The 760-nt window shown below is 72.1% G+C and carries 1 pseudogene; it reads right to left on the bottom strand.

Features of this window, described 5'->3' with window-relative positions:
• Positions 1-760, bottom strand: a pseudogene (locus GBZ26_RS29700) (hypothetical protein); the annotation flags it as partial.

Raw genomic sequence — 760 nt, 5'->3', positions numbered from 1 at the left:
TCGTCGGCGTCGAATAGTAGGTCGAGACGAACAGGTCCGCCCCCTCCTCGCGGCAGACGCGCTCCAGGTACAGGCTGTCCGCGCCGGTCGCCGCGTAGCTGTGCGCCCGGATCGTCCGGGTGTGCACACCGGGAAGGCGCGGCGCCGTGCCGGCGCGGTCGAGCAGCACCACACGCTCGGCGAAGCCCGAGGCCACCCAGGCCTTGAGCACCGCCGTCCACACCCGGGCGATGCCCGAGTTGAGATGCTGGTAGAACACCCCGTCGACGACGATCCGCGGCCGCACCGGGCTCAGCGCGCGCCGCCGCGCCGCCGCCTCGCCGGCGTTCAGGAAGCGCCAGCCCTCCGCCTCGACCACCGCGATCGGCACGACGCCGCGCGCCGCGGCGGTGTCGGCCAGCGTCTGGTCGGTCACCCAGGGCAGATAGTCGCGCAGCAGCACCGGCCCGGCGGCCTCCTGCAGGCGGCGCCAGTGGCGGCGCGCGTCCTGGTAGCCGTAGTAGCTTTCCTTGAAGGCGGCCTGCGCCTCCGTCACGTAGGCGAAATGCTGGAAGACGACGCCAGCCTCCTCCATCTCGTCCTGGCTGAAGGGATCGATCTGCGCGCGGTCCTTGCCGTCCGGGCCGACGAGGGTCGGCGGCTCATGGGCGGCCCAGGTCATGCCGGGCTCGAAGCGCCAGGTGCGCAGCCATTCCTGCTGGGGGTTCTGGGCGTAGTTGTGGCGGGTGCTGATGAGCCGCTCCGGCCCGACGAAATAGTC

It is taken from the genome of Azospirillum formosense (assembly GCF_013340925.1).
Taxonomy (GTDB): Bacteria; Pseudomonadota; Alphaproteobacteria; order Azospirillales; family Azospirillaceae; genus Azospirillum; species Azospirillum formosense.
Note: the sequence above shows the minus strand (reverse complement) of the source record. Positions and strands in the feature narration are given on the sequence as shown.